This window comes from Bradyrhizobium sp. SZCCT0231, assembly GCF_018130245.1.
Lineage (GTDB): Bacteria > Pseudomonadota > Alphaproteobacteria > Rhizobiales > Xanthobacteraceae > Bradyrhizobium > Bradyrhizobium japonicum_F.
This window is the reverse complement of record NZ_JAFCKP010000017.1, coordinates 150150-170953: the sequence shown is the minus strand read 5'-3', so window position 1 is coordinate 170953 and position 20804 is coordinate 150150. Positions and strand designations below refer to the sequence as shown.

Sequence of the window (20804 nt, the reverse complement as noted above, 5' to 3'; positions counted from 1 at the left end):
GCGCTTGGGCGGCACCTGCGCGAGCCTCCCCGAAAACGTCGGTATCAATCCATGCCTGCGCTACCTTAACGCCTATGGGGAAGGCCGGGTGCCGGCTGGCACCCACGGTCCACTGTGCGAAAGCACACGCAGAAAACTGCACAGCGGCATACAGGTGAAGCCCAACACACGGCCTTCCCTGCGCAGTGGTTTGACGGCTTATGCCTGCTCTCCCCGGAGCCGAGTTCCTTCTGGCCTCCGTCACCTCGCGAATTGGCGATACCTCCAGACCCGGTTGAGCCTCGAGGCATCTCCGCAAGGCTTGACCGTAGCAACGACGGTCAGGACCACACGGTTTTGCCGTACGCGTCGGCCCGGCTTCGCTTTAGCAGCTTCGCCGGACATAGCGCCATCCGTCCGCACGCCAGTCAAGACCTCACGAGGTTCATCTCGCCCTGGTCCGCCTCGCATGCCCGACGCTGCCGCGTCCACCGCACCCCGATCCACGTTCGTTACGACGTACGATCGCCCCTCTTCGAGGACCGGAATGGCGGAATAATGCCGCAAATCCGAATTTCGGTAAAGTGGAATATTTTTGTTGGCGGGGGTTGACGAGGTTTTGGCGGGAGATGGGTGTTTTGCCCGACGGGTCAGAACCGTTGCGATCGATGTCAGCTTTCGGTTGCGCCTCTTCGAAAAGGTGCAGTCACGCTGTGCGTTGACCCCTCATTTCATGGTGATAGTCTCGTAACTCGCAGCCTGTCCGGGAGGACACCATGGGATGGTTTGACCAGCTGTTTGGGAGGCTGTCGGAGCCTGCGACCCCGCTCTTTGCGAGATTCAGGCGGAAATCAAGGGCACCGACCAACCCTGACCTTCTGAAAATCGCCAAAGACCGGAAGGGGCATATTTCCCGAAGAGCCGTCAGAGATGAGTATAATCGGCTGGTCTTGGAGAAGTACGCGCACGATAAGTCGTGATTGCCAAGACCCATCGAGGCCTTGCTCAGTGGCGAAACATGATGGTTTCGCAACTGCTCTATCCCCTACGCACCATCAATTGTCGTCATCCACCGACAGTAGCGTGGGATGGGTAGAGCGAAAGCGAAACCCATCAAGACCTTGCTCGATGGCAAACTGATGGGTTTCGCAAGTGCTCTACCCATCCTACCCACTCCCAGTTATTTGGGCCGGCGTCCCTTTATTGCGTGTGCGCGCGCGCTGCAGGTGATGCGGCCATCGGCATCCGCCGGCAGGCGCGCACGGACCTGCGCGATGAGCGTCTCGACGTCTGCGGGCTTCATCGCTGCAACGGCAGGCCGAAGCGCAGGAGACTTCAGGTTTGTTGTCCAGAAATCGTCGAAATTTGCAAAGGTCCGGTGCACTGTGATCTCTCGCGTTTGAACGTCCTCGAGACCTGCTCCGGTCCATAGGTCTCGCAACGTTTCCATGCGAGAGGCGTCCATCCGCGGCGGGCGGGTCGCCGCAAGGCCCATCGCTTTGATCTCATCGTAGATCGGATCGAGCGGAAAGCCGCCACCCAGCATGTCCCACATGTAGGTCACGACCGTACCGCCGGGGACAACGACTCGCACCATTTCGCTGACGCCCTTGGCGGGATCCGGAACGAATACGAGAACCAGGGCCATCACAGCCGCATCGAAGCTGCCGTCGGCGAAAGGGAGCGCCATGGCATCACCCTGGTGAAACTTTGCCACGCGCGCCGCAGGTCGTGTCCGTGCAAAAGCAAGCTGCTCTCCCGAGGGATCAATGCCCTGAACCTCGACGGGGCTGCACCGCTCGACCAACAGTTCAGTGAAAGCCCCGTTGCCGCAACCGATGTCGATCCATCGCAAACCGGCAGGAGGCGCCAACCAATCAACGAATATCTCGCCGGCGAAGCGGCTCCAAACTCCCATCATCTGCTCGTAGGCAGCACCGTCGTCGAAGTGAATTGTCTGCTCTGCCATCTTGGAAGCCTCCCAGCCCAATCACGATCCTTGCTGACGATCCTTGCGACGATCCTTGCGACGATCCTTGGCTCGCGCCATTTTGCGCACAAAGGCCGTAGGATGGGTAGAGCGAAGCGAAACCCATCAATTCCTTCGCGCGAATAGAAACATGATGGGTTTCGCAAGTGCTCTACCCATCCTACGCGCTATACATCATCAGTTGTCGTCACCCACGTGATGTCCAGCAAACCGATCGTCTGCCCGGCGCAGCCGCCGGCAAAGCTCGCGATTGATGTTCTGCAGGACGATCACATAGGCGTGGATGTCGGCCTTGTAGCACGCGTAAAGCTTCTGGGCCGTCAGCTCGTACAACACAGTCGGCGCCTCCGCGACCACCGTGGCGGAGCGGTTCTGCATTTCGATCAACGTCATCTCGCCGAAGAAATCACCACGCTCCAGACGGGAAATCGGGACGACGCGCCCCGAATTCGTCCGTTTGCTCACCACGAGCCGGCCAGATTTGACGATGAACATCGAGCGCCCCGGCTCGCCCTCGGCCACGACGGTCGCGTTGGCATCGAAGCGGCACTCGACCAGCATCGAGATCAACAGGTCGAGGCTCGTATCCGGGAGACCGCCGAAGAACGGCGTCGCCAGCAGGAACGCTTTCAGATCGGGGGCCGCGACGGTCATTGCGTGAGGTTACGCCCCGCCGCTGACCGCGGCAAGAAACCCATCGCGCTTTCTGCGCGGAGGCAGGATGGGTTTCGCAAGTGCTCTACCCATCCTGCGCGCTGACACTACATGTGAGCCTTGATCGCCCATACCTCCTCCCCCGGTACCCCCATGATCCCCTTCTCCATCCTCGACCTCGCCCCCATCCGCCAGGGTGGCGATGCGGCGCAAGCGTTCCGCAATTCGCTCGATCTCGCCCAGCACGCGGAGAATTGGGGCTACAAACGCTTCTGGCTGGCCGAGCATCACAACATGACGGGGATCGCGAGCGCGGCGACGTCGGTGGTGATCGGCCATGTCGCGGGCGGGACCAAGACGATCCGCGTCGGCTCCGGCGGGATCATGCTGCCGAACCATTCGCCGCTGGTCATCGCCGAGCAGTTCGGCACGCTGGAATCGCTCTATCCCGGGCGGATCGATCTCGGGCTCGGGCGGGCGCCGGGCACCGACCAGTTCACCGCACGGGCGCTGCGGCGCGACCTCGCCACCACGTCCGAGAATTTTCCGCATGACGTGCTGGAGCTGCAGGCGCTGCTCGGCGACGTGCAGCCGAACCAGGCGATCCGCGCCGTGCCCGGCATGGGGACGAAGGTGCCGCTCTGGATCCTGGGCTCGAGCACGTTTGGCGCGCAGCTGGCGGCCATGCTCGGCCTGCCCTTCGCCTTCGCCTCGCATTTCGCGCCGCAGATGATGATGCCGGCGCTGCGCGAATATCGCGCGCGCTTCGAGCCGTCAGTGCAGCTCGACAAGCCCTATGCGATGGTCGGCGTCAACGTGTTCGCTGCCGACAGCGACGTGGAGGCGCAGCGGATGTTCTCCTCGCTGCAGCAGCAGTTCATCAATCTGCGCCGCGGCACGCCGGGGCCGCTGCCGCCGCCGACTGGCGACATGGACGCGCTGTGGTCGCCGGCAGAGAAGGCTGGCGTTGCGCAAGCGCTGGCGTGCTCGGCAGTCGGCTCGCCTGATGTGGTGGAAGCGAAGCTGAAGGCGCTGATCGCGGAGACCGGCGCGGACGAATTGATGACCACGGGCCAGATCTACGACCACACCGCGCGGCTGCGCTCGTTCGAGATCGCCGCGGAGGTGCGGGACCGGCTGGCGAAGCAGCCGGCGGTGTGAGGCGGGATCGCGCCAAGGTGAAGGTGCGCTCCCTCCCCCGCTTGCGGGGGAGGGTTGGGGAGAGGGTGTCTCCGCAATAGGACAATCCCCTAGAGGAAAGAGCCCTCACCCCAACCCTCTCCCGCACGCGGGAGAGGGGGCGCACCGCGCGCGTGGCGAGCTGCTCAGCCCAATCCTCTCGCGCCCGCTAATCCGCAAACCCAAACAGCTTGGCCGGATTGTGCACCAGGATCTTCTCCAGCTCCGTCTGGTCGGGGGCGTAGCGGTACATCAGCTCTAACAGATCGGCGTCGTTGGGCGGCTGCTTCACCGAGACCGGATGTGGCCAGTCGCTGGCCCAGACGCAGCGGTCGGGAGCGGCCTCGATATAGGCACGCGCGATCGGGACCACGTCGTCGTAGGGAGCCCCGGTCTTCGAGGTCTTCTCGCCGAGCGACAGCATGACCCAGAAATTGCCCTTGTCGAGCAGCTCCAGCATCTTGCGCAGGTTCGGGTCGGCCTTGCCGGCTTCCGGATCAGGGCGCGCCATGTGGTCGATCAGCACGGGGACGTCGAGATTCTCGTACTTGGCGACGCTCGACATGATGCCGTCCTTCTCCGGCTGGATCTTGACGTACCAGCCGAGCTCGCGGATGCGGGCGATGGCGCGGGCGAAATCGGCGTCCGACAGCACCGCGCCGAGCTCCTGGCGGAAGCTGAACCGGGCGCCGCGCACGCCGGCGTCATGCAGCTTGGCGAGATAAGAGTCGCTCGCTTCGGCGAACACCAAGGCATTGGCGCAGCCGCGATAGTTCGGGCCCATCGCTTTGAGCCCGTCGAGCACGACGGCGTGGTCGGCGCCGTAGGTCGTGGTCTGCACGATGATGCCGCGCTCGATGCCGAGCGCCTTGTGCATGCGCAGCGCCGCTTCCCAGGTCGCGGTCGGCATCCGATAGGCGGCGCCGGGACGCTCCGGATATTTGTCGATGGGACCCAGCACGTGGAACTGGCTGTCGATGGTCTTGGGCGGCGGCGCCTTCACCGGCCGGCGCGGATTGGGATCGAACGGCAGATAGGTCGGCATGCAAACGCTCCTTCAGTCGATCACGGCGGTGAAGTCGCACTGCACCAGCGCGCCGCCATCCATGTTGTCCATCGGCAGCGCATGGCGCGCGGGCCGGGAATGCTCGTCCGGAAACATCTTCAGCCATTCGACATTGATGGGCCCGCGGTTGCCGCGGTCCTTCAACCACACCGTCATCTTGATGATGTCGTCGGTGGTGCCGCCGGCGGCCTCCACCGTCGCCTTCATGTGCGCGAACATGTTGGCGCACTGGGCGTCGAGGCTCTCCGGCATCGCATTGGTCGCAGGATCGCGGCCGAGGATGACGCCCGACATCACGAGATTGCCGATGCGGCAGGCGTTCGGGATCGGATTGACGTGCTTGAAGCCGCCGATGTGAATGCTCTTGCGCCGCGTTTCACCCGTCATGGTGCGCTCCCTGCTTGTTGTTGCTTCAGACGAACTGGCACGACACCGAGCCGAAGGCACCGTAGTCGGCATGGAAGGTGTCGCCGCGGCGGATGTCGACCGGACGCGTGAACGATCCCGCCAGCACCACCTCGCCGGCGGCGAGATGTTCGTCGTGCGGCGCGAGGCGGTTGGCAAGCCAGGCGATGCCGTTGGCGGGGTGATTGAGCACGCCGGCGGCAAGCCCGGTCTCCTCGACCTCGCCGTTGCGGAACAGCAGCGCGCCGATCCAGCGCAGGTCCGCATCCATCGGGCGGATCGGCCGGCCGCCGAGCACCAGCGCGGCGTTGGCCGCATTGTCCGAGATCGTATCCATGACCTTTCGCGTCTTGCCCGTTTCAGGATCGACGCGATGCATGCGCGTCTCCAGAATCTCCAGCGCGGGCGTGACGTAATCGGTGGCGTTGAGTACGTCGAAGATGGTGCAATCGGGCCCGCGCAGCGGCGCCTTCAGCACGAACGCGAGCTCGACCTCGATGCGCGGCGCGTGGAAGCGGTCGAATGGAACAGGCGTGGCGTCGGCATAGAACATGTCGGCGAACAGCACGCCGTAATCGGGCTCATTGATGCCGACCGCATTCTGCATCGCCTTCGAGGTCAGGCCGATCTTGTGGCCCTTGATGACGCGGCCGCGGCCGAGCTGGAGCTTCGTCCAGGCGCGCTGGATGGCGTAGGCATCCTCGATGCTGAAGTCGGGGTACTCTTTCGAGAACATCGGGATCAGCGCCTTGGTGCGCTCGGCTTCGTCGAGGCGCGCGGCAAGGCGTTCGATCGTCGCAACATCCAGCATGATCTATTGCTCCGCGGCCACGGTGTTACGGAGCACGCCGATGCGGCTCGACTCGACCTCGACGACATCGCCGACCTTCAGCCAGCGCGGCGGATCGAAGCGCGCGCCCGCGCCGGTCGGCGTGCCCGTCACGATCATGTCGCCGGGCTTGAGCGTGGCGAAGGTGGAGAGATAGGAGATCAGGAAGTCGAACGGAAACATCAGCCGTTCCGTCGTGTCCTGCTGCCGCACCTCGCCGTTGACGCGCGTGACGATGTCGTGCGGACCGCGCGGATCGAGCTCGTCCGCCGTGACGATCCACGGGCCGATGCTGCCGGAACGGTCGAAGTTCTTGCCCTGCGTGACGTTGAACTTGCCGTGGCGCAGCCAGTCGCGAATCGTGCCCTCGTTGCACAGCGTCATGCCGAAGATGTGCGACCAGGCTTTCTCCCGCGGGATGTGGCGACCGCCCTGCCCGATCACGATGACCAGCTCGCCTTCATAGTCGAGCTGGTCCGAAACCTTGGGCTTCTCGATCGGCTGGCCGGAGCCGGTCATCGAGGACATGCTGCGGACGAACAGGCTGGGATATTTGGGCAGGTCCGAACTGTCTTTATATTCGGCATTGCGCTCGGCGTAGTTGACGCCGATGCACCAGAGCTTCTCCGGCGCCAGCACCGGCGGCAGCAGGACGAGCTTGTCCAGCGTATAGTCCGGCTTCTGTCCGGCGACGACCTCCTGCGCATCGGCGAGCGCATTCGCCGCGATCAGCGCCTTCACATCGGAAAAGTCGCGGCCGATGCGCTTGGTCAGATCGACCACGCCGCCTTCGACGGCCGCGCCGTAGCGCGGCTCGCCGTCCACGAGATAGCTCAGGAGTCGCATTGTATTTCCTCCAATGATCTTGAGGCAGCTGGGCCCGAGACAGACCCGCGCGCTCAGTCTTTCGATTTGGGCGTCTGGAAGACGGTGTTGAGCGTCACGATCTCGCCGAGGCGGGCGTAACGCGGGCCGCCGATGCGTGCGATCGGGTCGAGCGCCTTGGTCTCGACCTTGCCGTCATTCACGAGGCCGTCGCGGATGTGGAACATGACGACCTCGCCGACGATGAGCCGGCTCTTCGCATCACCGAATTCGAGGCACTGCCGGAAACGGCACTCCATCGCGACCGGCGCGGCGGCGAGCCGGCGCACCTTGATGCGCTCGCAGGGCAGCGTCTCCAGCCCGAGATGCTCGACCTCGCTGATCTCAGGCGGATGCTCGACGGAGCTGTCGTGCACCGCCGACATCAGCGGAGTGTCGGCGATGTGGATCACATATTCCTCGGTATCGAGGATGTTGTGCGCGGTGTCCTTGTAGTCGGCGCCCTTGCGGCCGACGCTGATGGCGAGCATCGGCGGCTTCTGCGAGACGAAGGTGAAGGCGCTGAAGGGGGCGAGGTTAAGCACGCCGCTGCGCGACAGGCTCGCCACCCAGGCGATCGGGCGCGGCACCACGATGCCGGTCATCAGCCGGTAGATGCGCTCGGCACCGAGCTCGGTGGGATCGATCCGCATCGATCAATCCGCCCTGATATTGGCCTTGCGCACCACCGGAATCCACTTGGCGTCCTCGCGCTCGAGATAGGCCTTGAATTCGCCCGGCGTCATCGGCGTGGCTTCGCCGCCGAGCTTTTCGAACTTGTCGATCACGGCGGGGTCCTTCAGGATCGCAACCAGCGTCTCGTGCAGCTTGTCGACGATCGGCGCCGGCGTGCCTGATGGCGCGAACAGGCCGGTAAAGGTCTGGCCGTCGAGATCCTTGTAGCCGAGCTCGGCGAAGGTCGGCACGTCCGGCAGCGACTTCAGGCGATGCGGTGAGGTGACGGCGAGCGCGCGGAACAGACCGGCCTTGATGTGCTGCAGGCTGACCGTGAGCTGGTCGAACGCGAACTGCACCTGGCCGCCCAGGAGATCGTTGATGGCCGGCGCATTGCCGCGGTAATGCGCCGTGACCCATTGCAGCTCGAGGCTGGACTGCATCAGCTCGCTGAGCAGATGATTGGTGGTGCCGGGGCCGGGCGAAGCCATGGTCAGCTTGCCGGGCTCGCGCTTGGCGAGATCGAGAAACTCCTTGAGCGTGGTCGCCTGCACCGACGGATGAACCTCGAGCACCAGCGGCGTCATCGAGATCGTCGAGATCGGCATGAAGTCCTTTTTCCAGTTATAGGCTTCGCGCTTGTTGATCTCGGTCGCGAACAGCACCGGGCCGTTGGCGCCGACGAACAGCGTGTAGCCGTCGGGCGCCGACTTCGCGAAGGCTTCGCCCGCGATCATGCCGCCGGCGCCCGCCTTGTTCTCGATGACGAAGGGTTGGCCGAGCTTTTCCTGGAGCTTGTCGGCGACGATGCGCGCGGCGCTGTCGACGTTGCCGCCGGCGGGATAGGGCACGATCAGCTTGACGTTGCGCGCCGGCCATTGCTGGCCCGACGCCGGCGCGGCCAGCATCGCAGTGACGGCAGCTATGGCAATCCAGATTAATCTCATGTTAACCTCCCGGCAGCGCTTCCAACTCACTTCGAACGCCCTGACGTCGCGCAAGACAGCTCAAAAGGCATTCCGATTCGAGCGCAATCTCCAGATGCGCGCTTGCCCTGTCGAGCTAATTGTGGCGTTCTTGTCCATATTATGGACAAGAGACGTTCAGCGAAATCCGCCCGCAGCGCCGTGGAACCGCGACAGGGCGCACAGGCGATCCGGCGCGCGCTCGCGGTGCTGCGCATCCTTGCTGCGGGTCGCGAAGACGGTGTGCCATTGGCCGAGGTGGTCCGGGCGACGGGCCTCACCCGCCCGACCGTACATCGGATCGTCCACGTGCTGATCGAGGAAGGCATCGTCGAGCGACATGGCAGGAGCGGCCGCTACGCGATCGGCAACCAGGTGCCGGAACTGGCGCTGGCACGGCCGCGGCCGTCGCGGCTGCAGATCGCCGCCAATCCGTCGCTGCAACGTGCCTCCACCGAAATCGGCGACACGCTGTTCCTGACGGTGCGCACCGGCAACGACACGCTCTGCGTCGATCGCCGGATCGGAATCTATCCGATCCAGGTGCTGTCGATCGAGATCGGCGCGCGCCGGCCGCTCGGCGTCTCCAGCGCCGGCGTCGCCATCCTCGCCGCGATGCCGGCGCCGGAGGCGCGCAAGATCGTCGCAGCGAACGAGAAGCGGTTCGAGGCTTACCGGACCGACGTCGCGACGGTGCTCGGCGAGGTCACCGCCGCGCGACGGCTGGGATACGGCATGAGAGAGATCGGCCTGGTGCAGGGGACGAAATCGATCTCGACCTGGATCAAGACTCCGGACGGGCAGCCCGCCGCGGCGATGACCGTCTCCGCCGTTCGCACGAGGCTTGGGCCAAGGCGCGAGCAGGAGGTGGCGGAGATTCTGCTGCGGGAGGCGCGGATCATCGAGCAGGCGATTGGGGGGTAATCACAGTCCAGCGCTCAGCCGGCGGTCCTTCGCCTCTCCCCGCAAGCGGGGCGAGGGGGCGCACCGCGAACGCGGCGCTGTCAATGGCTGACTTCATACGCATTTTTGTGGCACAACGCCCCCTCCGCCGACCGACCAACGAGGCCACGCATGCCCGCACCAAAACCGCCTGCCTTCGAGACCCTGAGCCTGCATGCGGGCCAGCATCCGGATCCCACGACCGGCGCCCGGGCGGTGCCGATCTACCAGACCACGTCCTACGTGTTCCAGGATTCCGACCACGCCGCCGCGCTGTTCAACCTGGAGCGCGCCGGCCACATCTATACCCGCATCTCCAATCCCACGACCGGCGTGCTGGAGGAGCGGCTCGCCGCGCTGGAAGGCGGCGTCGGTGCGATCTGCACCGCAAGCGGCCAGGCGGCGATGCACCTGGCCATCGCGACGCTGCTCAATGCCGGCGACCACATCGTGGCGTCGAGCTCGCTCTATGGCGGCACCATCAACCTCTTGGCGCACACGCTGCCGCGCTTCGGCATCACCACGACATTTGTGAAACCACGCGATCTCGACGCGTTCCGGTCGGCGATCAAGCCGAACACGAAGCTCGTGATCGGCGAGACCATCGGCAACCCCGGGCTCGAGGTGCTCGACATTCCCAAAGTCGCGGCGATCGCGCATGAGGCCAAGATTCCGCTGCTGATCGACAACACCTTTGCAACGCCCTATCTCAGCCGCCCGATCGAGCTGGGTGCCGACATCGTGATGCATTCGGCGACCAAATGGATTGGCGGCCACGGCATCGCGATCGGCGGCGCGATCATTGATGGCGGCCGCTTCGACTGGCGCGGCTCCGGCAAGTTCGGCGTGCTGACCGAGCCCTATGGCGGCTATCACGGCATCGTCTTCGACGAGCAGTTCGGCACGGCCGCCTTCATCATGCGCGCCCGCACCGAAGGCCTGCGCGATTTCGGCGCCTGCCTGTCGCCGACCAACGCATTCCAGCTATTGCAGGGCGTGGAAACGCTGGGCGTCCGCATGGATCGCCACATGCAGAACACGCACCTGGTGCTGGAGGCGCTGAAGTCCAACAAGGCTGTCGACTGGGTGCTGCATCCGTCGCTGGAGACCCATCCCGACTATCAGCTCGCCAAGACGCTGCTGCCGCGCGGCGCCGGTTCGATCGTCTCCTTCGGCATCAAGGGTGGCCGGCCCGCGGGGCGCAAGTTCATCGAACAGCTGCGCATGATCAGCCATCTCGCCAATGTCGGCGATGCCAAGACGCTGGTGATTCATCCCGCCTCGACCACGCATCAGCAGATGGACGCCGAGCAGCTCAAGGCCGCCGGCGTCGGCGAGGAGCTGGTGCGGCTCTCGGTCGGCATCGAGACGGCAAGCGATATCATCGACGACCTCAACCAAGCGCTGCGCATCTCGCAAAAGGCCTGACACCATGAAGCTTTCCGTCAACGGCACCGATGTGTTTGTCGCAACCGGCGGCCGCGACTTCGACAAGTCCCTGCCCGCGGTCGTCTTCATCCACGGCGCCGGGTTCGACCATTCGACCTGGGCGCTGCACACGCGCTGGTTCGCCCATCATGGTTTTTCCGTTCTCGCGCCCGATCTGCCCGGCCACGGCCGCTCGGCCGGACCTTCACTCGGCAGCATCGCCGAGATGGCCGATTGGACGGCGGCGCTACTCGATGCGGCGGGAGCTGCGAAGGCGCATCTGATCGGTCACTCCATGGGATCGCTGATCGCGCTGGAGACCGCGGCACGCCATCCCGACAAGGTCTCGGCGCTGAGCCTGATCGGCACCGCCGCGACCATGACGGTGGGTCCGGATCTCTTGAAAGCCGCCGAAGCCAACTCGCAGGATGCCAACGACATGGTCTCGATCTGGGGCCTCGGCTTCAACGCGGAACTCGGCGGCAGCCTCGCGCCGGGTCTGTGGATGCATGGCGGCGCGCAGGCGGTGCTGAAGGCTTGCGAGCCGGGCGTCCTGTTCAAGGATTTGTCCGCCTGCAACTCCTATACGAATGCGCTCACCGCTGCGGCGAGCGTGAAGGTGCCGACGACGCTGATCCTGGGCGAGCGGGACATGATGACACCGGCCAAGGCCGGCAAGGCGCTTGCGGCCGCGATCCCGCATGCAAAGACAGTCGTGGTGCCCGGCGCCGGCCACATGATCATGGCCGAGCGCCCGGATGAATTGCTGGCGGCGTTGAAGGGCTAGGCGCCGCTCACGACCCCGGCGTCCACTTCCAGACGATGTCGGAGACGTTGACCGGCTTCGGGATCAGGCCAAGCTTTGCGAAGCGATCGGCGACCGCCTGCTGGCTTGCGACAATTTCGGCATCCAGCGGCACGACGCGGAAGTTGGAGCGATCCACGAAACGCCTGACGGCCTCGATGTCGACGCCGGTCGCGTCTGCCTGCGCTTTGGCGACGTCCTCGTGGTGTTCGTTGGCCCAGATGCCTTCGGACGCGAAGGTGGTGTTGAGCTTCGCGACCAGCGAAGGATATTTATCAACGAAATCCGTGTTGGCGATGTAGAAGGCGTTCGGCTTGTGCACGTCCTTGTCGAAAGCGATCACCCGCGCGCCCTCCTTCAATTCGGCGAGCGCGAGATACGGATCCCAGATCGACCAGGCATCGACCGAGCCCTTGATGAAGGCGGCCGTCGCATCGGCAGGCGCGAGCGACGCCGGCGTGATGTCGGACCAGGACAGGCCGGCCTTTTCGAGCGCCGCGACCAGGAGATTATGCGCGCTCGATCCCTTGCCGAAGGCGACGCGCTTGCCCTTGAGATCGGCGAGCGTCTTGATGGCCGAATCCTTCGGCACGATGATCGCCTGGGTGTTGCCTTCCGATTTCACCGCGGCGACGTAGCGGATCTTTGCGCCGCCGGCTTGCGCGAAGATCGGCGGGGAGTCGCCGACATAGCCGAAATCGACGCTGCCGACATTGATGGCCTCCAGCAGCGGAGGGCCGAACTGGAAATCGACCCACTTGATCTCGATGCCGAGCGGCTTGAAGGCATTTTCCAGAGTCTGGCGCTGGCGCACTGCCGGGAAGAAACCGCCCTTTTGCGTGCCGATGCGGATTTCCGCCGGCGTGCCCTCGGCGTGCGCGGGGGTTGCCAGGGCCGTCGCGAACAGGAGCGTCGTTGCAAGGATGTGTCGTCGGTTGATCATAACGCGGGTCCTTTCGGTGGGATTCAGTTGGCGAAAAGTTGCGAGCTCGCGCGACGGCTCCGCTCGGAGAACACCGCACGGGCGGCGCGCTCGGCCTCGCGGGCCGACCGGAATTGGCGGCCTTCGAGGCTGTCGAACAGGCGCTCGGAGGAGAAGAAACGGAAGCCACGCTCATCTCTCGTGATGATGCCGGCGGCGCGGTCGTGGATCTCGATGATGAGGCGTTCGACTGGGTCTGGGACATGACTGCTCGTTCGCCGAAATGTCGGCGTTCCTGTCTTGGGATTTTCGGTGTGAGGTGCTGCTAGGAGACGGTCAGCAACAACAACAGGCGCCCGTTGCCGCCGAGAAACAGCGCCGCGTCATGCACACATGCATGTCGTTGGGATTGCGCTGGTGATCGGTTCTCATATCGCGGCTTCGAGTTCGAGGAGCAGTTTCGATGCTTCGAATATCGAGCGGTTGGCACGATTGGTCAATGAAATGGCTATCCATATTTGGCAACGGCACGCTGGGGCGCTTCTCCCGCCGCAAGCACGGGCAGACGGATTCATCTCGCGATGAGTTCAACGCGCGTGAGCAGCGGGCGTGATACGCTCCCAAGGCCAATGGTATTGGAGGTTCCAGGCATGGCGGATACTCTGAAGGGGCGCACGGCGCTCGTCACCGGCGGCTCGCGCGGAATCGGCGCGGCCGTCTGTCGCGCGCTGGCCGAAGCAGGCGCGGCGGTGGCGATCAACTGCCGCGAGAGAATCGGCCAGGCCGAGCAGCTGGCAGGCGAGATCGGCAAGCAGGGCGGCCGCGCCATCGTGGTCGCCGCCGACGTCTCGCAAGCCGAGGCCGTGGCCGGAATGGTCGAGCGCGTCACCGCCGGGCTCGGGCCGATCGACATCCTGGTCAACAATGCAGGCATTGCCATCACGCGCGGCGTCGACGATCTCACCGAGGACGATTTCGATCGCACCATCCTGGTCAACCTGAAATCCGCTTTCCTGTGCACGCAGGCGGTGCTGCCGTCGATGCGCGCGCGGACATGGGGCCGCATCGTCAACATCTCCTCCGGCGCGGCGCGCGGCGCCGGCTCGATCGGGCCGCACTACAATGCGTCCAAGGCCGGCATGGAGGGCCTGACGCGAGGCTATGCGGCGCGGCTGGTGAAGGACGGCATCACCGTCAACGCGGTGGCGCCGTCGCTGATCGAGACCGACATGATGAGCGGCCAGCCCGCGCTCGTCAGCCGCATCCCGCTCGGCCGCTTCGGCACAGCGGACGAGGTGGCGAAGGCCGTGATGCTGCTGGTCGACAACGCCTACATGACCGGGCAGACCATCGCGCTGAGCGGCGGGATGGCGTTTAACTGAGGGCGTGGCGCCGCGGCGTGCACCTTCGTCCAAGCTCGGGGAATACCGCAGGGTTGGCAAAGCGAAGCGTGCCCACCCTTTGCGTGTGATTGGTGAGAATTCGTGGGCACGGCGCAAGTGCGCCTTTGCCCACCCTACGATTCTGCTGTTCGCAGCAGCGAGTGCCCTCTTCACCTCTCCTCGCGAGCGCGGGGCGAGGGAGACGAGAGAGCGGGCTCACCACATCGTCGCCGCAGCCCGCTCGGGCCAGATGCGATCATACTCCTCACCGCCGACCTTGTTCTGACTCATCTCGGCGAGGATCTGGCCGGGCGTCGGCAGCGTCTTGGGATCGACGCGCTTGTCGGGGTTCCAGAGATCGGAGCGGACGATGGCGCGGGCGCACTGGAAATAGATTTCCTCCACGTTCATCACCATGACGCTGCGCGGCGCCTTGCCCTCGACCTTGAACGAGGCCAGCAGCTCCGGATCGATCGACAGATGCGCGCGGCCGTTGGCACGGACCGCATTGCCGGATCCGGGGATCAGGAACATCAGCGACACCCTGGGATCGCGCACGATGTTGCGCAGGGAATCGACCCGGTTGTTGCCGCGGCGGTCCGGCAGCATCAGCGTGTTGGGATCGTGGATGCGGACGAAGCCGGGCAGATCCCCGCGCGGCGAGCAATCGATGCCTTCGGGCCCGATGGTCGCGAGCGCGGCGAACGGCGCCTTCTCGATGAAGACGCGGTAGAGCGGGGTGACATGGTCGGCGACTTTCACGGTCGAGGCGTCATTGGTGGCGCCGTAGATGGCCTCCAGCTGTTCGACCGTTTCGATCACCGTCATTCCACCTCTCCTTCCTGTACTGGCAACTAGTCTTGCCAGCCTTCATTCCTGATCACGCGCACGAGCTGGCGGCCGTGATAGTCCGCGCTGCCCGCATTGAGGATGGTGACGTCGGCAGTGGCCGAAGCGTCGTCGACAATGCGCGCAAGGCGATCGGCAATATTGCCGTCGCTGTGCCGGGCGCGCGCGGCAAGTCGCTGCGCCAGCACCTCCGGCGGCGCCGTGATCGCGACCACCACGACATTGGCATAGGTCCGGCGCAAGGCGACGATCACGGTGCGTGAAACGTTGACGACGACCGCGCGACCCGCGCGAATGTCGTCGTTGATTTCGGTCGGCAGCGCATAGGCATGTCCATGCGCCTCCCAGTGCACGGCGAAATCGCCGTGCTCGCGCGCGCGGCGGAATTCGTCCTGGTTCACCGCGATATTGTCTTCATCGGCCGACGACGCGCGCGTCACGACGCGGCGCGGGAAGACGATGTCGGGATCGTCGATGCAGGCCGCCTGAGCCAGCCGCAGCAAGGTGTCCTTGCCGGCGCCGCTGGGACCGACCACGAGCACGAGCCGGCCGGGGCCGATCGCACCCGCCTCGTTCTCGGCCGTGGTCGAGGTTTCGCTCATGCGACGCGGTGTCCCTCGCGCCAGACGCTGCGGACGACGGGAACGTGGCCTGCGACATGGACGCGGATCAGGTCGGCGCGCTTGCCGGTCGCGACCTCGCCGCGGTCGGTGAGGCCGACTGCCTCGGCGGGCGCCTTCGTCACTGTGCGAACCGCCGCCGGAAGGCTGATCGCCGGCACATGCTCGGGCAATTGCAGCGCCGCCATCAGCAGACTGGACGGGATATAGTCCGACGACAGGATGTCGAGCAGGCCCTCGCGGGCGAGATCGACCGCGGCGATGTTGCCGGAGTGCGAGCCGCCGCGCACGACGTTCGGCGCGCCCATGAGGATGTCGATGCCGGCCTGGTGCAGGCCGCGCGCAGCCTCCAGCGTGGTCGGGAATTCCGCCACCGAAACACGGTCGCGCACGGCGTCCGCGACGTTCTCCTCGGTGGTGTCGTCATGGCTGGCCAGCGGGATCTCGTACTGATGCGCCAGCGCCACGATCTCGCGCATGTTGGCCGCGGCATAGAGCCTCTGATATTCGAAGCGCTTTGCGAACAGCTCGTCGAGCTCGGCATCGGTCTTGCCGCCGCCCTTGCCGCGGTAATAGTCGCGCAGCTTGACCTCGTCACGGAACTGGCGCTGGCCCGGCGTGTGGTCCATCAGCGACATCAGCTTGACGTCGGGACGGTCGATCAGCTCCTTGGCCTCCTCGACCACGCTCGGCATCGGGATTTCGCAGCGCAGATGCAGGAAATGGTCGGCGCGTAGCAGGCTGGCCTCGCGCGCGGTGGTGATCGCGGCGGCAAGCACGCCGGCGCGGCCATCGACCTCCTCGGCGCCGTCCTCGCGCCAGACCCGGAGCGAATCGAACACGGTGGTGATGCCCGAGGTGGCGAGCTGGCCGTCATAGGAGATGACGGCGGCGATCGGATTCCAGAACACTTTTGGGCGCGGCACGTAGTGCGCTTCGAGATGGTCGGTGTGGAGCTCGATCAGGCCGGGCATGATCAAGTCGCCGCCGGCATCCTCGGCACCCGCGGGCGCCCTGCCCTCGCCGATCTCGGCGATGCGTCCATCGGCAAGCGCGAGCCAGCCCTGCTCGATCACCCGGTCAGCCAGCACGATCCTGGCGTTGGCGATCACTGTGTCCTTCGGCTTCATTTCCAATGTCCTTCAGGCCGCGGCGGCAAAGCTGGTGACGTCGACGATGCGGTCGGCAATCAGATGGCGGATTTCGTCGTCATGGACAATGGCGACCATCGCGACGCCCTGACGCTTCTTCTCCGCGACCAGCTCGACCACCACGGCGCGGTTGGCGGCATCGAGCGAAGCGGTCGGCTCGTCCAGCAGCAGGATCGGCAGGTCCGAGATGAAGCCGCGCGCGATGTTGACGCGCTGCTGCTCACCGCCGGAGAAGGTCGCCGGCGGAAGCTGCCACAGACGCTCGGGGATGTTGAGACGATGCAGCAGCTCGCCGGCGCGCGCCTGTGCATCGGTCCGGCTCATGCCGTTCACGATCAGCGGCTCGGCGACGACGTCGATGGTGGCAACGCGCGGTACCGCGCGCAGGAACTGGCTGACATAGCCGATGGTGGCGCGGCGGATGTTGAGGACCTGCCGCGGCTCGGCGGCGGCGAGATCGACCACCGCGCCGCGATGGCGGATGCCGATGCGGCCGCTGTCGCAGCGGTAATTGCCGAAGATCATCTTCAGGATCGACGATTTGCCGGCGCCTGACGGGCCCGACAGAACGACGCATTCGCCCGGATTGACGTGGAAGGTCACGCCGCTGACGACGGGCAATTCGATGCCGCCCTGCAGGTGCATCGTGAAGGTCTTTTGCGCATCGGCGACGTCGATCATGGCGGTCATCGAAAAGCTCATGGCGGAAGAATGGAGGAAACGAGGAGTTGCGTATAGGGCTCACGGGGATCGTCGAGCACCTGGTCGGTGAGACCGGTCTCGATGACGCGGCCGCCCTTCATCACCATCACGCGATGCGACAACAGCCGAGCGACCGCGAGATCATGCGTGACGATGATGACGGCGAGATGCAGCTCGGCAACGAGACTGCGCACGAGATCGAGCAGGCGCGCCTGCACGGAAACGTCGAGGCCGCCGGTCGGCTCGTCCATGAACACCAGCCGCGGCTCGGTGACGAGATTGCGGGCGATCTGGAGCCGCTGGCGCATGCCGCCGGAATAGGTGCGCGGCGCATCGTCGATGCGCGCGATGTCGATCTCGACGCGGGTGAGCCAGTCCGACGCAGTCTCACGGATGCGGCCATAGTGGTTCCAGCCCACAGCCATCAGCCGCTCGCCGACATTGGCACCGGCCGAGACCGCCATGCGCAGGCCCTGCGCGGGGTCCTGATGCACGAAACCCCAATCGGTGCGGAACAGGAAACGTCGCTCGGCTTCACCGAGCGTCGTGAGATCGCGCGTGACGCCGTCGCGCATCCGGTAGGACACATGGCCGCCGCTCGGTGCGAGCTGGCCCGACAGCATTTGCAGCAGCGTCGACTTGCCCGAGCCCGATTCGCCGACGATCGCCAGCACCTCGCCGGGATAGAGCGAGAACGACACGTCGCGGCAGGCTTTGATGCGGCCGAAGGATTTGCTGAGGGATTTTGCGACCAGCAGCGGCTCGTCGTTCTCGACCAGATTCTGATCAGCCATTCGAGGCCTCCTGCGCCTTCTCCTTGTACGGCGCGGCGCTGAGGCTGCCGTGATGGCCGGCGGCCTGGCGGCCCTCGCAATAATCGGTGTCGGAGCAGACGAACATCCGGCCGCCCTTGTCGTCGGTGATGATCTCGTCGAGATAGGAATTCTCCGCCCCACACAGCGCGCAGGGCGCGTTGAAGCGGTAGGGTTCGAACGGGTGATCCTCGAAATCGAGCGAGACCACCTGGGTGTAGGGCGGAATCGCGTAGATGCGCTTCTCGCGGCCGGCGCCGAACAATTGCAGTGCCGGGGAATTGTCCATCTTGGGATTGTCGAATTTCGGCGTCGGCGACGGATCCATCACGTAGCGCGCGTTGACCTTGACCGGATAGGCGTAGGCGGTCGCGATGTGGCCGAAGCGGGCGATGTCCTCGTAGAGCTTCACATGCATCAGGCCGTATTCGGCCAGCGCATGCATGCGCCGCGTCTCGGTCTCGCGCGGCTCGAGGAAGCGCAACGGCTCGGGGATCGGCACCTGATAGACCAGCACCTGGTTCTCGTTGAGCGCCGTCTCCGGGATGCGATGACGGGTCTGGATCACCGTTGCCTCGTCCGTCGCGGTCGTCGTCGCAACGCCGGCGGTCTTGGCGAAGAACTTTCGGATCGAGATCGCATTGGTGGTGTCGTCGGAGCCCTGGTCGATCACCTTCAGCACGTCCTGCGGCCCCAGGATCGCGGCGGTGACCTGCACGCCGCCGGTGCCCCAGCCATAGGGCATCGGCATCTCGCGGCTGGCGAACGGCACCTGATAGCCGGGGATCGCGATCGCTTTGAGGATCGCGCGGCGGATCATCCGCTTGGTCTGCTCATCGAGATAGGCGAAATTGTAGGCGGGCGCGTTCATTCCGCGGCCTCCTTCATGGCGTCGGGCGCATTGGCATCGGCAAACTCCTGACGCAGCTTGCGCAAGAGGCCGAGCTCGGACTGGAAGTCGACATAGTGCGGCAGCTTCAGGTGCTCGACGAAGCCGGTCGCCTGGACGTTGTCCGAATGCGACATCACGAATTCTTCATCTTGCGCCGGGGCCAATGCCTCCTCGCCGAGCTCACGGGCGCGCAATGCGCGATCGACCAGCGCCATCGACATGGTCTTGCGCTCACTCTGGCCGAAGGCGAGGCCATAGCCGCGGGTGAAGCACGGCGCTTCGGTCGCAGAACCCTTGAACTGATTGACCATCTGGCACTCGGTCAGCTCGATCGCGCCGAGCGGCACGGCGAAGCCGGCGTCTTCCGCTGAGAACTCCACCTCGACCTCGCCGAATCGGATCTCGCCGGCAAAGGGATGGTTACGGCCATAACCGCGCTGGGTGGAATAGCCCATCGCCAGCAAGAACCCTTCATCGCCTCGCGCGAGGTTCTGCAGGCGCAGATCGCGGTCTGCCGGAAAATTCAGCGGCTCGCGGGTGAGATCGCCGACGCTGGCGCCGTCCTCGGCCTCTGGCGAGGATTCGATCAGGCCGTCGCGTCCAAGAATGTCGGTGACGCGGGGCGTCGGCGCGGTCGAGGCTTCAGCCGTCGCCGGTGTCTCCGGCACAAAACCTTCGGCGAGCGAGGGGTCGAGCAGGCGGTGTGTGTAGTCGAAGGTCGGCCCGAGGATCTGCCCGCCGGGGATGTCCTTGAAGGTCGAGGACACCCGCCGTTGCACCCGCATGGCGCCGGTATCGACCGGCTCGCTGGCGCCGAAGCGAGGCAGGGTGGCACGGAAGGCGCGAACCAGGAAGATCGCCTCGATCAGATCGCCGCGCGCCTGCTTGATCGCGAGCGCCGCGAGCTCGCGGTCATAGAGCGAGCCTTCGCTCATGACGCGGTCGACGGCGAGTCCAAGCTGCTCCGAGATCTGGTCGAGGGTGACCTCCGGAACGCTTTGGTCGCCGCGCCGCGCATTTGCGAGCAGGCGATGGGCGTTCTCGATGGCGCGTTCGCCGCCTTTGACTGCGACATACATGCTTCAGCTTCCCTTGCTCACGACGCGCGTGGTGCGGGGGATCGCAACCACGGCATCATCGGCGACCAGCACCACATCGATACCGCGCGGAAACAGCGCTTCGTTCATATGCAGGCGCTCGAACAGGTCGAAAGGCTTGACCGACGCCTGCAGCGTGGCGACCCCATCGATGCCGGGGCCGCGCAGCTCGAAGCCGCGCCCCGAGACCAGGCTATCGACCTGAACGATCACCGTAGTCGAACGGTCCGGATACTCGCTCGTGCCGAGCGCAAAGCGATCGAGCGGCGGAAGCGCCGCGCCGTCGCCGATCACCGCGAAGCTCGCGATCGAGCAATCCCGCACGACCGGCGCGCCGGTGTGAAACTTCAGCCATTTCACCACGTCCGAGCTCTCCGCCATCCGCGCATCGAGCCAGAGCGGCGTATCGTGGTCGAACAGCGTCAGCGCGATCGCGGCTGTGCCTCGCATCATCGGCCCTGGCGTCCCCGCCATCGGCACGATGCGCTGAACCGAGCCAGGCCGTGCCATCGCGTCCATGACCGAGCGAAAGGTCGATTGCGCCGACAACACCTTGTCGGCGAAACCCGGTGGCAGCTCCGCAATCGTGGTCATGA

General features: G+C 65.2%; 22 protein-coding genes and 1 pseudogene. 5 read left to right on the top strand and 18 right to left on the bottom strand.

Features of this window, described 5'->3' with window-relative positions; all coding sequences use genetic code 11:
* Positions 1-1159: 1159 nt before the first annotated feature.
* Positions 1160-1948 (bottom strand): class I SAM-dependent methyltransferase, encoded by a 789-nt coding sequence (locus JQ566_RS29175; RefSeq protein ID WP_212378824.1) that lies wholly within the window; start codon positions 1946-1948, stop codon positions 1160-1162.
* 198 nt (positions 1949-2146) lie between these two features.
* Positions 2147-2623, bottom strand: a complete 477-nt coding sequence (locus tag JQ566_RS29170) for a Crp/Fnr family transcriptional regulator (protein ID WP_212378822.1) — start codon at positions 2621-2623, stop codon at positions 2147-2149.
* Positions 2624-2776: 153 nt separating this feature from the next.
* Here JQ566_RS29170 and JQ566_RS29165 point away from each other — a divergent pair, with 153 nt between their 5' ends.
* The gene (locus JQ566_RS29165) at positions 2777-3784 is read left to right on the top strand and encodes an LLM class flavin-dependent oxidoreductase (protein WP_212378820.1); all 1008 of its coding nucleotides are present in this window, start codon (positions 2777-2779) and stop codon (positions 3782-3784) included.
* A 187-nt stretch (positions 3785-3971) separates the two neighbouring features.
* Here JQ566_RS29165 and JQ566_RS29160 read toward each other — a convergent pair whose 3' ends face one another.
* From JQ566_RS29160 to JQ566_RS29135, 6 genes are read right to left on the bottom strand one after another with little or no spacing between them, the layout of a single operon-like run.
* Positions 3972-4847: an amidohydrolase family protein gene (locus tag JQ566_RS29160; RefSeq protein WP_212378818.1), complete on the bottom strand. Its 876-nt coding sequence runs from the start codon at positions 4845-4847 to the stop codon at positions 3972-3974.
* Between the two features lie 12 nt (positions 4848-4859).
* The gene (locus JQ566_RS29155; protein ID WP_212378816.1) at positions 4860-5255 is read right to left on the bottom strand and encodes a RidA family protein; all 396 of its coding nucleotides are present in this window, start codon (positions 5253-5255) and stop codon (positions 4860-4862) included.
* A 25-nt stretch (positions 5256-5280) separates the two neighbouring features.
* Positions 5281-6084 carry a 2-oxo-hept-4-ene-1,7-dioate hydratase gene (hpaH, locus tag JQ566_RS29150; RefSeq protein WP_212378815.1) on the bottom strand — a complete coding sequence of 268 codons (804 nt, stop codon included), beginning with the start codon at positions 6082-6084 and terminating at the stop codon, positions 5281-5283.
* A 3-nt stretch (positions 6085-6087) separates the two neighbouring features.
* On the bottom strand, positions 6088-6948 hold the full coding sequence (locus tag JQ566_RS29145; RefSeq protein ID WP_212378813.1) for a fumarylacetoacetate hydrolase family protein: 861 nt from the start codon (positions 6946-6948) through the stop codon (positions 6088-6090).
* A gap of 53 nt (positions 6949-7001) precedes the next feature.
* Positions 7002-7619, bottom strand: a complete 618-nt coding sequence (locus JQ566_RS29140) for a flavin reductase family protein (RefSeq protein ID WP_212378811.1) — start codon at positions 7617-7619, stop codon at positions 7002-7004.
* Positions 7620-7622: 3 nt separating this feature from the next.
* Complete coding sequence (locus JQ566_RS29135) at positions 7623-8588, bottom strand: Bug family tripartite tricarboxylate transporter substrate binding protein (protein ID WP_212378809.1); 966 nt, start codon at positions 8586-8588, stop codon at positions 7623-7625.
* Positions 8589-8729: 141 nt separating this feature from the next.
* Here JQ566_RS29135 and JQ566_RS29130 point away from each other — a divergent pair, with 141 nt between their 5' ends.
* The 3 genes from JQ566_RS29130 to JQ566_RS29120 all read left to right on the top strand — a co-directional run bounded on the left by JQ566_RS29130 (position 8730) and on the right by JQ566_RS29120 (position 11763).
* Complete coding sequence (locus JQ566_RS29130) at positions 8730-9530, top strand: IclR family transcriptional regulator (RefSeq protein WP_212378806.1); 801 nt, start codon at positions 8730-8732, stop codon at positions 9528-9530.
* A 150-nt stretch (positions 9531-9680) separates the two neighbouring features.
* Positions 9681-10976, top strand: a complete 1296-nt coding sequence (locus tag JQ566_RS29125) for an O-acetylhomoserine aminocarboxypropyltransferase (protein ID WP_212378804.1) — start codon at positions 9681-9683, stop codon at positions 10974-10976.
* 4 nt (positions 10977-10980) lie between these two features.
* On the top strand, positions 10981-11763 hold the full coding sequence (locus JQ566_RS29120; protein WP_212378802.1) for an alpha/beta fold hydrolase: 783 nt from the start codon (positions 10981-10983) through the stop codon (positions 11761-11763).
* Between the two features lie 7 nt (positions 11764-11770).
* Here JQ566_RS29120 and JQ566_RS29115 read toward each other — a convergent pair whose 3' ends face one another.
* Positions 11771-12724: an aliphatic sulfonate ABC transporter substrate-binding protein gene (locus JQ566_RS29115; RefSeq protein WP_212378800.1), complete on the bottom strand. Its 954-nt coding sequence runs from the start codon at positions 12722-12724 to the stop codon at positions 11771-11773.
* Positions 12725-12747: 23 nt separating this feature from the next.
* Positions 12748-12968: pseudogene (locus JQ566_RS34745) on the bottom strand (hypothetical protein).
* 385 nt (positions 12969-13353) lie between these two features.
* Here JQ566_RS34745 and JQ566_RS29110 point away from each other — a divergent pair.
* On the top strand, positions 13354-14085 hold the full coding sequence (locus tag JQ566_RS29110) for an SDR family NAD(P)-dependent oxidoreductase (RefSeq protein ID WP_212378797.1): 732 nt from the start codon (positions 13354-13356) through the stop codon (positions 14083-14085).
* 216 nt (positions 14086-14301) lie between these two features.
* On the opposite strand, the gene JQ566_RS29105 is transcribed toward JQ566_RS29110, so the two are convergent.
* The 8 genes from JQ566_RS29105 to phnH are packed head-to-tail and all read right to left on the bottom strand — an operon-like array spanning position 14302 to position 20802.
* The gene (locus JQ566_RS29105) at positions 14302-14913 is read right to left on the bottom strand and encodes a pyridoxamine 5'-phosphate oxidase family protein (RefSeq protein ID WP_212378795.1); all 612 of its coding nucleotides are present in this window, start codon (positions 14911-14913) and stop codon (positions 14302-14304) included.
* 26 nt (positions 14914-14939) lie between these two features.
* Positions 14940-15536, bottom strand: coding sequence for a phosphonate metabolism protein/1,5-bisphosphokinase (PRPP-forming) PhnN (phnN, locus tag JQ566_RS29100; RefSeq protein ID WP_212378793.1), 597 nt, complete (start codon positions 15534-15536; stop codon positions 14940-14942).
* Complete coding sequence (locus JQ566_RS29095; protein ID WP_212378791.1) at positions 15533-16690, bottom strand: alpha-D-ribose 1-methylphosphonate 5-triphosphate diphosphatase; 1158 nt, start codon at positions 16688-16690, stop codon at positions 15533-15535. Before JQ566_RS29095 ends, phnN begins: the two co-directional genes overlap by 4 nt.
* Positions 16691-16696: 6 nt before the next feature.
* Positions 16697-17395, bottom strand: a complete 699-nt coding sequence (gene phnL / locus JQ566_RS29090) for a phosphonate C-P lyase system protein PhnL (RefSeq protein ID WP_212378789.1) — start codon at positions 17393-17395, stop codon at positions 16697-16699.
* Positions 17396-17403: 8 nt separating this feature from the next.
* The gene (gene phnK, locus JQ566_RS29085; RefSeq protein ID WP_212378787.1) at positions 17404-18201 is read right to left on the bottom strand and encodes a phosphonate C-P lyase system protein PhnK; all 798 of its coding nucleotides are present in this window, start codon (positions 18199-18201) and stop codon (positions 17404-17406) included.
* A complete protein-coding gene (locus JQ566_RS29080) occupies positions 18194-19090 on the bottom strand; it encodes an alpha-D-ribose 1-methylphosphonate 5-phosphate C-P-lyase PhnJ (protein WP_212378785.1) in 897 nt (298 codons plus the stop codon). Before JQ566_RS29080 ends, phnK begins: the two co-directional genes overlap by 8 nt.
* Complete coding sequence (locus tag JQ566_RS29075; protein WP_212378783.1) at positions 19087-20190, bottom strand: carbon-phosphorus lyase complex subunit; 1104 nt, start codon at positions 20188-20190, stop codon at positions 19087-19089. The genes JQ566_RS29080 and JQ566_RS29075 overlap by 4 nt, the downstream gene beginning before the upstream one ends.
* A gap of 3 nt (positions 20191-20193) precedes the next feature.
* A complete protein-coding gene (gene phnH / locus JQ566_RS29070) occupies positions 20194-20802 on the bottom strand; it encodes a phosphonate C-P lyase system protein PhnH (protein WP_212378781.1) in 609 nt (202 codons plus the stop codon).
* Positions 20803-20804: the final 2 nt, after the last annotated feature.

Bases quoted from the DNA above. Each gene is read 5' to 3' on its own strand.
- JQ566_RS29175 (WP_212378824.1), bottom strand. From the start codon at position 1,948: ATGGCAGAGCAGACAATTCACTTCGACGACGGTGCTGCCTACGAGCAG.
- JQ566_RS29170 (WP_212378822.1), bottom strand. From the start codon at position 2,623: ATGACCGTCGCGGCCCCCGATCTGAAAGCGTTCCTGCTGGCGACGCCG.
- JQ566_RS29165 (WP_212378820.1), top strand. From the start codon at position 2,777: ATGATCCCCTTCTCCATCCTCGACCTCGCCCCCATCCGCCAGGGTGGC.
- JQ566_RS29160 (WP_212378818.1), bottom strand. From the start codon at position 4,847: ATGCCGACCTATCTGCCGTTCGATCCCAATCCGCGCCGGCCGGTGAAG.
- JQ566_RS29155 (WP_212378816.1), bottom strand. From the start codon at position 5,255: ATGACGGGTGAAACGCGGCGCAAGAGCATTCACATCGGCGGCTTCAAG.
- hpaH (WP_212378815.1), bottom strand. From the start codon at position 6,084: ATGCTGGATGTTGCGACGATCGAACGCCTTGCCGCGCGCCTCGACGAA.
- JQ566_RS29145 (WP_212378813.1), bottom strand. From the start codon at position 6,948: ATGCGACTCCTGAGCTATCTCGTGGACGGCGAGCCGCGCTACGGCGCG.
- JQ566_RS29140 (WP_212378811.1), bottom strand. From the start codon at position 7,619: ATGCGGATCGATCCCACCGAGCTCGGTGCCGAGCGCATCTACCGGCTG.
- JQ566_RS29135 (WP_212378809.1), bottom strand. From the start codon at position 8,588: ATGAGATTAATCTGGATTGCCATAGCTGCCGTCACTGCGATGCTGGCC.
- JQ566_RS29130 (WP_212378806.1), top strand. From the start codon at position 8,730: ATGGACAAGAGACGTTCAGCGAAATCCGCCCGCAGCGCCGTGGAACCG.
- JQ566_RS29125 (WP_212378804.1), top strand. From the start codon at position 9,681: ATGCCCGCACCAAAACCGCCTGCCTTCGAGACCCTGAGCCTGCATGCG.
- JQ566_RS29120 (WP_212378802.1), top strand. From the start codon at position 10,981: ATGAAGCTTTCCGTCAACGGCACCGATGTGTTTGTCGCAACCGGCGGC.
- JQ566_RS29115 (WP_212378800.1), bottom strand. From the start codon at position 12,724: ATGATCAACCGACGACACATCCTTGCAACGACGCTCCTGTTCGCGACG.
- JQ566_RS29110 (WP_212378797.1), top strand. From the start codon at position 13,354: ATGGCGGATACTCTGAAGGGGCGCACGGCGCTCGTCACCGGCGGCTCG.
- JQ566_RS29105 (WP_212378795.1), bottom strand. From the start codon at position 14,913: ATGACGGTGATCGAAACGGTCGAACAGCTGGAGGCCATCTACGGCGCC.
- phnN (WP_212378793.1), bottom strand. From the start codon at position 15,536: ATGAGCGAAACCTCGACCACGGCCGAGAACGAGGCGGGTGCGATCGGC.
- phnL (WP_212378789.1), bottom strand. From the start codon at position 17,395: ATGACCGCCATGATCGACGTCGCCGATGCGCAAAAGACCTTCACGATG.
- phnK (WP_212378787.1), bottom strand. From the start codon at position 18,201: ATGGCTGATCAGAATCTGGTCGAGAACGACGAGCCGCTGCTGGTCGCA.
- JQ566_RS29080 (WP_212378785.1), bottom strand. From the start codon at position 19,090: ATGAACGCGCCCGCCTACAATTTCGCCTATCTCGATGAGCAGACCAAG.
- JQ566_RS29075 (WP_212378783.1), bottom strand. From the start codon at position 20,190: ATGTATGTCGCAGTCAAAGGCGGCGAACGCGCCATCGAGAACGCCCAT.
- phnH (WP_212378781.1), bottom strand. From the start codon at position 20,802: ATGACCACGATTGCGGAGCTGCCACCGGGTTTCGCCGACAAGGTGTTG.